This window comes from Coprococcus sp. AF21-14LB (assembly GCF_003458885.1).
Lineage (GTDB): Bacteria > Bacillota > Clostridia > Lachnospirales > Lachnospiraceae > UBA9414.
Window position 1 is genome coordinate 1 of the sequence record NZ_QRVX01000084.1, and the last position, 6,205, is coordinate 6,205.

5 protein-coding genes and 1 pseudogene are annotated in these 6,205 nt (G+C 39.0%); 3 read left to right on the forward strand and 3 right to left on the reverse strand.

Features of this window, described 5'->3' with window-relative positions:
* The 3 genes and pseudogenes from DWX73_RS12625 to DWX73_RS12635 form a co-directional block, all read left to right on the forward strand.
* The coding region (locus tag DWX73_RS12625) for an ABC transporter substrate-binding protein (RefSeq protein ID WP_147334792.1) at positions 1–1,238 on the forward strand (1,238 nt) is incomplete at its 5' end.
* Between the two features lie 23 nt (positions 1,239–1,261).
* Positions 1,262–2,187, forward strand: a pseudogene (locus DWX73_RS15660) (carbohydrate ABC transporter permease).
* Between the two features lie 20 nt (positions 2,188–2,207).
* Positions 2,208–3,026 carry a carbohydrate ABC transporter permease gene (locus DWX73_RS12635; RefSeq protein WP_118349071.1) on the forward strand — a complete coding sequence of 273 codons (819 nt, stop codon included), beginning with the start codon at positions 2,208–2,210 and terminating at the stop codon, positions 3,024–3,026.
* 144 nt (positions 3,027–3,170) lie between these two features.
* Here DWX73_RS12635 and DWX73_RS12640 read toward each other — a convergent pair whose 3' ends face one another.
* From DWX73_RS12640 to DWX73_RS12650, 3 genes are all read right to left on the reverse strand, one after another.
* Positions 3,171–3,998: a carbohydrate ABC transporter permease gene (locus tag DWX73_RS12640; RefSeq protein WP_118349072.1), complete on the reverse strand. Its 828-nt coding sequence runs from the start codon at positions 3,996–3,998 to the stop codon at positions 3,171–3,173.
* An 18-nt stretch (positions 3,999–4,016) separates the two neighbouring features.
* Complete coding sequence (locus DWX73_RS12645) at positions 4,017–4,946, reverse strand: carbohydrate ABC transporter permease (RefSeq protein WP_118349073.1); 930 nt, start codon at positions 4,944–4,946, stop codon at positions 4,017–4,019.
* Positions 4,947–4,976: 30 nt separating this feature from the next.
* Positions 4,977–6,205, reverse strand: a 1,229-nt coding sequence (locus tag DWX73_RS12650) for an ABC transporter substrate-binding protein (protein WP_147334793.1), incomplete at its 5' end; no start/stop codon positions are given.

Below are 6,205 nucleotides of genomic sequence, written 5' to 3' on the forward strand. Positions count from 1 at the left end.
TAGCAGTTGGATGTGGAAGCAAAGACAGTGACGGCGGTTCTAAGACAAAAGACGGCAAGACAAAATTAACAATGGCTCTTTGGGATGAAACACAGCAAAAGGTTATGCAGAAAATGATCGACAAATACGAGGAAGAAAATCCAAATGTAACAGTCGAGACACAGTTATCTACATGGTCTGAATACTGGACAAAATTAGAGGCTTCTGCTACAGGTAATGATGCTTGCGATATCATGTGGATGAATATTCTTCATGTAGAAGAATATGTTGAAGCCGGAATCCTGAAAGATCTTTCTAAAGTAGGAGAAAATCTTGATATGGAAACAAACTTCCCGGCAGCTCTTGCAGACGGTTACACAATCGATGGAAAGCTTTATGCAATTCCGAAAGATTTTGATACAAATGGTTTATTCTACAACAAAGAATTATTCGACAAAGCAGGACTTGCTTACCCGACAGATGATTGGACAATGGAAGATTTCTGGGCAGCTTGTGAAGCTTTAGACGCTGCTGATCTTGGCGAAGGCGTTTATCCTACAGCAGTAAACTACAACTCAGGACAGACAAACTTCAATGCAACTATTATCGCTAATGGCGGATATGTCTACAATGATGATTATACAGCTACAGGATATTCTGATCCTAAGACAGTAGAAGGTATCACAATCTGGTCTGATCTTGTAAAAGAAGGATATTCTCCAACACTTCAGCAGATGACAGATACAACACCGGACGCAATGTTCGAAGCTGGTAAAATTGCTATGTACATGTCTGGTAACTACATGATTGCAGAATATGAGCAGAATGAAAATATTGCCGGAAAATATGATGTTGTTTCCAGACCTTCTTTCAACGGTAAGAAAACAGATATCATCAACGGTCTTGGATACGCTGTATACGAAGGTACAAAGAACGAAGAAGAAGCTCTTAAATTTGTAGAATGGCTCGGCGGAAAAGAAGCTATGGATATTCAGGGATCTGCCGGAAGTGTTATCTCTGCAAGAAATGAATCTCAGGAATTATATCTTGAAACAAGACCAGAGTTAAATCTTCAGGTGTTCTTAGCAAACCTTGAAGAAACACATGTGTTACCACATTGCAAAGCTACTTCTGAAATCGGAACAGTAACAAGTGAATACATGCAGAAAGTATGGTCAGGTGAAATGACTATGGAAGACGCAGGTAAGAAGATTGACGAAGAGACAAAGCCTATTCTTGAAAAAATGAACAGCAAATAATTTCAGATAAAGCAGGTGTTTCTATGAGTAAAGAAAAAGAAAAAAAGGTCGTAGTTAAGCACAAAGCAAGTAAACGCGAGAAAAAAGACTGGTTTGCTGCTTATGTATTTATTGCACCGGTTACAATTGGTTTGGCAATTTTCTACATATGGCCATTTTTCCAGAACTTCTGGTTTAGTTTTAATGATGTAAACAAATTTAATATGGCAACCTTTGTCGGACTTGAGAACTACAAAAATCTGGCAAAAGAGCCTGAACTTGGCCGCGCATTATGGAATACAGTTAAGTACGCTTTAATTACAACGCCAATCGGATTATTCCTTTCTGTAGCAATAGCAGCACTTTTGAACGCAGATATCAAAGGAAAATCTTTCTACCGTACAATTTATTTCCTTCCTTCTGTAACAATGGCAGTAGCTGTAGCTTGGTATGGAAATGGATTTTTAATGGTGATTACGGTATTTTAAATGAAGTATTATCTATCTTTGGAATCCAGGGCAGAAGTTGGCTTTCAGATCCAAGTACGGCGCTTTATTGTGTTATGATTGTCGCAATCTGGGGCAGTGTTGGTTATAACGTAATCATTTTACTGGCGGGTATGCAGGGAATTTCAAAGAGCTACTATGAAGCTGCTTCCATTGATGGTGCAGGTCCTATTCAGAAGTTCTTTAAAATTACATTCCCGCTTGTAACACCAAGTATTTTCTTCTTGTTAGTAACAGGATTAATTGGTGCATTCCAGGTATTTGATAGTATTTATATGATGATTGGACCTGACAATCCGGCATATAAACCTTCTTACACAATGAACGTTCTCTTCTATCAGAATGCGTTTAGTTATGGCTACAAAGGATATGCCGCTGCGATCTCCATCTTTATGTTTGTCATCATTATGGCAATTACAGCAGTCCAGATGTGGGGTCAGAAAAAGTGGGTTAATTACGATTAAAATAAGGAGGAACAGAACGAATGAAATCAAGAAAAAACTGGTTAATTCATTTAATCTTAATTCTTGGTATCGGTATTACAGTATTCCCATTTCTTTGGATGGTACTTTCTTCCTTCAAGACAATCGGTGAATCCATGCAGATACCACCAACAATCTTCCCGGCACATTTCCAGTTAGATGCATACACGAAGATTTTTGAAACACTGGACTTTGGTACAGTATATACTAACACAATTATTACAACAATTATTACAACAGCTGTTCAAGTAGCATTCTGTACAATGGCAGGATATGCATTTGGACGCTTGGAATTCCCAGGAAAGAATATCATTTTCGTAGTAATTCTTTCCATCCTGATGGTGCCTGGACAGATCTTCCTCGTACCACAGTATTTAATCATCCAGAAACTTGGATTGATCAACACGATACCTGCGTTGTTCTTACCAAACTTATTCAGTGCATTCGGTACCTTCCTGCTAAGACAGTTCTTTATGTCTCTGCCGAAGGAACTTGAAGAAGCTGCGCTGTTAGATGGATGTAATCGTTTCCAGATTTTTGGAAAAATCATGTTGCCACTTGTAAAAGCTGGTATCGTATCACTTGTCATCTTCACTGCAAAATTTGCATGGAATGACTTTATGTGGCCATTGATTGTTAATACGGATCCAAGCAAAATGACATTGGCACCAGCATTATCACTTTTAAAGGGGCAATACGCCACAAACTTCCCAGGTCAGATGGCCGGTGCAGTTATGGCAGTTATCCCAATGGTTGTACTGTTCTTTATTTTCCAGAAACAGTTCATCGAGGGAGTTGCTCAATCCGGTATTAAAGGATAATTTTATAACAAAAGCTGCTTTAATAAATGCCAAAAACCGCTATTCTATGAGATAACAAACTCATAGAACAGCGGTTTATTTTTTTGTTACTAATGATTTTGATACTGCAAATGTATAAGTTTACAGCGTTCTTTAAAACATTTACTAACCTTTGATACCTGACTGTGCCACACCTTCAATAAACTGCTTCTGGAAGATGAAGAACAAGATGATGATTGGAAGTACGGCCATTACCGCTCCTGCCATCTGCATTGGATATCTTGTTCCGTACTGTCCCTGCAATGTAGAAAGAGCAGGAGCCAGAGTCATTTTTGTCGGTGATGTATTTACAATCATCGGCCACATAAAGTCATTCCATGCAAACTTCGCTGTGAAGATTACAAGAGAAACAATTCCCGGTTTTACTAACGGGAGCATAATCTTTCCAAAAATCTGGAAACGATTACATCCATCCAGAATTGCGGCTTCTTCCAGCTCTTTTGGAAGTGACATGAAGAACTGTCTCATTAAGAAAGTACCAAATGCACTGAATAAGTTTGGAATAAATACCGCCGGAATTGTGTCAAGCAATCCCATTTTCATAATAATTAAGTACTGTGGAATCAGGAAAATCTGTCCAGGTACCATCAATACTGATAATACAATCAGGAAAATTGTGTTTTTGAACGGGAAGTCAATACGTCCGAATCCATATGCTGCCATCGTACAGAATGCAACCTGTACAAGCACCGTTACTACTGCTGAAATAATTGTGTTGATGTATACCTGAGCAAACGGAATGGATGTGAAAATTGTCTTGTATGCGTCCAATTGAAATTGTTTCGGGAAAATCGTTGGTGGAATTGCCATTGATTCTCCAAGTGTTTTAAATGATGTAAATACCATCCAGAGGAACGGAGTGATTGTGATCGTAACGCCGGCCAACAAGATAATATGTACAATCAGATGTCTGATATTTTTTGACTTTTGCATAATCAAATCCTCCTTCCTTTAGTCGTAATTAACCCATTTCTTCTGTCCCCACATCTGAATTGCGGTTACAATCATGATTAACAAGAATACAAAGATGGAAATTGCAGCAGCATATCCTTTCTGTCCGTACTCGAAACCATTTCGATAGAACATAGCGATTAATGTCTGTGTGCTTTCAAATGCCATACTTGTTTTTCCTACCATCATGTAGATTGTATCGAATACCTGGAATCCACTGATGATAGAAGTAATCATAACGAAGAAAATTGTTGGTGATAACATTGGTATTGTTACATGGAAAAACTGAGCTTTCGGGCCAGCTCCATCGATGGCAGCCGCTTCATAAAGTGATTTGGAAATTCCCTGCATTCCTGCAAGAAGAATGATCATATTATAGCCGACGCTACACCAGATACCTACAAGCATAATGCAGTAGAATGCTGTTTTTGGATCTGACAGCCAGTTCTGTCCTTTTCCGCCAAATACTTTAATTACCGCGTTTAAAATACCATATTCACCATTGTAAATCCATTTCCAGATCAAAGCTACTGCAACAGACATTGTTACAGATGGCAGGAAATAAATCGTACGGTAAATAGATTTTCCGCGAATCTGAGTATTCAGTAATGCTGCCAGCAGGATTGATAAAAACAATCCTACCGGAACAGTAATCAGAACATATTTCAATGTGTTCCAAAGTGTGTGATATAATTCTTTATCTACAATCAGGTTCTTGTAATTTTCAATACCACAGAATGTAGCCATATTAAATTTATTTACATCGTTAAAACTAAACCAGAAGTTCTGGATAAATGGGAAGATGTAAAATACAAGCAAACCAATTACTACCGGAGCAATAAAGAGATACCCTGCTACCCAGTCTTTCTTTTCACGGTTAGTTGCTTTCTTTTTCGGCACCTGCACCTGTTGTTTTTTCTCTCTTGCCATATAGTCACCTACTTTATAACGCTAGCAGAATTATTTGCTGATCAACGCATCTGCCTCTTCTTTCAGAGTCTTACATACTTCTTCTAATGTTTTAGAACCATCATAAGCATGTTTTAACTGCTCTGCTTCTAAGTCATATAATTCAGCAGCTTTTTCACATACCGGAAGTGCAACTGCATCGTTAACATGGTTTGTGTAAGCAGCAATATTTAATTCCGGATAAGAATCTGCGAAGCAGTGCTGAGCATCGTTTCTTGCCGGGAATACTGTTGCATTCTGTCCCTGGATTTCCATAGCTTCAGAGCTTCCCATCCATACAGCAAATTTCTTAGCTTCTTCTAAGTTTTTAGAGTTTGCATATACGGAGTAAGAAAGACCGTTGATACAGTTAGGCTCTTTGCCGTTGAAAACCGGTACTTCTACACAGTCGATTTTTCCTACGATTGCATCGTTCTGAAGATACTCAGCAACCATATAGGAACCAGCAAGGTTCATTGCAAGGTGACCGGACTGGAATCTTGCATCAGCAGATGTATCGTTGATATCATTGAGGCTTGGAGCATATCCTTTTTCAATCATATCGATCCAGCACTGAATACCTTCCTGTGTTTCCGGAAGATCATAACCTGTTTCTGTTGCATCTTCATTTAAAATGTATCCGCCATTTGCGTATACTGTCTGATAGTACCATGTCTGGAAGTCAACCGGACAAGCAAATGGATATACACCTTCGCCCAATCCTTTGTCCATTAATTCCTGACAGCATGCTAACAGATCCTCATATGTCCAGTCATCTGTCGGATATGCAACGCCTGCGTTGTCAAAGATTTCTTTGTTGTAGAATAATGCGTTTGTGTCGAAGTCTTTCGGAATACCGTACATTTTTCCATCGCGAGTATAAGCATCGATCAGAGCTGCCGGGAAGTTTCCTTCTAATTCCAGACCGCCATCTTTGATAGCATCATCAAGATCTGCAAGAACTCCTGCGTCTTTATAGCTGTCCAGATGAAGTACGTTCATCCACATTACATCCGGTGCTGTTCCACCAGCTGCAGCAGCTTCGAATTTTGTCCAGTATTCTTTGTAAGAAGAAGACTGTAATTCAATCTCAACATTTGGATTCTGTTTTTCGTATTCATCGATCATAGCCTGCATGTTAGCCATCTGTGTTTCAGACCACATACCAAATGTTAATTTTGTCTTGCCGTCTTTTGTCTTAGAACCACCGTCACTGTCTTTGCTTCCACATCCAACTGCTG

Coding starts and splice junctions, on each gene's coding strand:
- DWX73_RS12635 (WP_118349071.1), top strand. CDS start 2,208: ATGAAATCAAGAAAAAACTGGTTAATTCATTTAATCTTAATTCTTGGT.
- DWX73_RS12640 (WP_118349072.1), bottom strand. CDS start 3,998: ATGCAAAAGTCAAAAAATATCAGACATCTGATTGTACATATTATCTTG.
- DWX73_RS12645 (WP_118349073.1), bottom strand. CDS start 4,946: ATGGCAAGAGAGAAAAAACAACAGGTGCAGGTGCCGAAAAAGAAAGCA.